The sequence below is a fragment of the Oleiphilus sp. HI0080 genome (assembly GCF_001635135.1).
Genome location: NZ_LWFU01001115.1, coordinates 1 through 954 on the forward strand (window position 1 = coordinate 1; position 954 = coordinate 954).

1 protein-coding gene and 1 pseudogene are annotated in these 954 nt (G+C 47.6%); one reads left to right on the forward strand and one right to left on the reverse strand.

The genetic code is table 11. The features are described from left to right. Positions 1-140: 140 nt before the first annotated feature. The gene (locus A3751_RS20220) at positions 141-746 is read left to right on the forward strand and encodes a trimeric intracellular cation channel family protein (RefSeq protein WP_068456371.1); all 606 of its coding nucleotides are present in this window, start codon (positions 141-143) and stop codon (positions 744-746) included. A gap of 15 nt (positions 747-761) precedes the next feature. Here A3751_RS20220 and A3751_RS23675 read toward each other — a convergent pair. Beyond that, a pseudogene (locus tag A3751_RS23675) lies at positions 762-954 on the reverse strand (LysE family translocator); the annotation flags it as partial.

Sequence of the window (954 nt, forward strand, 5' to 3'; positions counted from 1 at the left end):
ATTTAAAGGGCCGCTATCAAAGCTTTACTCAAGCGGATATGAGTGCCTTGCGCGCCTCGGGCTATGATCAGCCTTTTAAAACGGTTGCTGAGGGTGTTTCCGAATATATGACTTGGCTCAATAAGGCTGATTAATCCCTAATGGAATGGTTGCTGTACTTCGATTTATTTGGGGTCTTTGTTTTCGCGTTGTCAGGTGGCTTTGATGGCGCAAAATATCACCTAGATTTACTTGGTATTCTCGTACTTGCACTTGCCACAAGCCTTGGTGGCGGGATCATGCGTGATGCGATTTTAGGTGTTCATCCACCGGCTGCCTTTACTAACGAAACGTATTTCTTTACGGCAATGGCCGCAGGGCTTGTTGCCTTTTTCTTTGCCAATCGGGTTGAGCGGCATATGGACTATGTTCGGGTTGCAGATGCAATCGGGCTTGGGGTGTTTGCTGCAATTGGCGCTGCAACAGCGGTATATCACCAACTAGGCTGGGTTGGTGTTGTCTTAATGAGCATACTCACGGCTACAGGCGGTGGTGTGATTCGTGATCTGCTTGTACGGGAAATTCCGATGATTTTGCGTGCAGATTTCTATGCGTCAGCGGCCATTATTGGCGGCGTGATGTACATGGTTTTACACTATGAGGGCGTTCCACAAACCTATTGCATCGCCTTGTCTGCTATTGCTGCCACAGTGAGTCGCTTTATCGCAATGCGCTTCAATGTGAGCTTGCCTCAAGCGCGTCGTTAACTGCCTAATTTAGGTTTAGCTCAGCATTAGCCAAATACCGACACCGGCGAGCAAGCTTCCTGAGCAACGATTTAAAGTGCGTTGATGATGGGCCTCACTCAGAAAACGTCCTAAGCTTTTTCCACCCGTTCCATAGATCAATAGACACAAGGCTTCAAGGCTTAAGATCATTGCCAGAAAGACCACTAGCTGATTAGTTAGGTTCTTA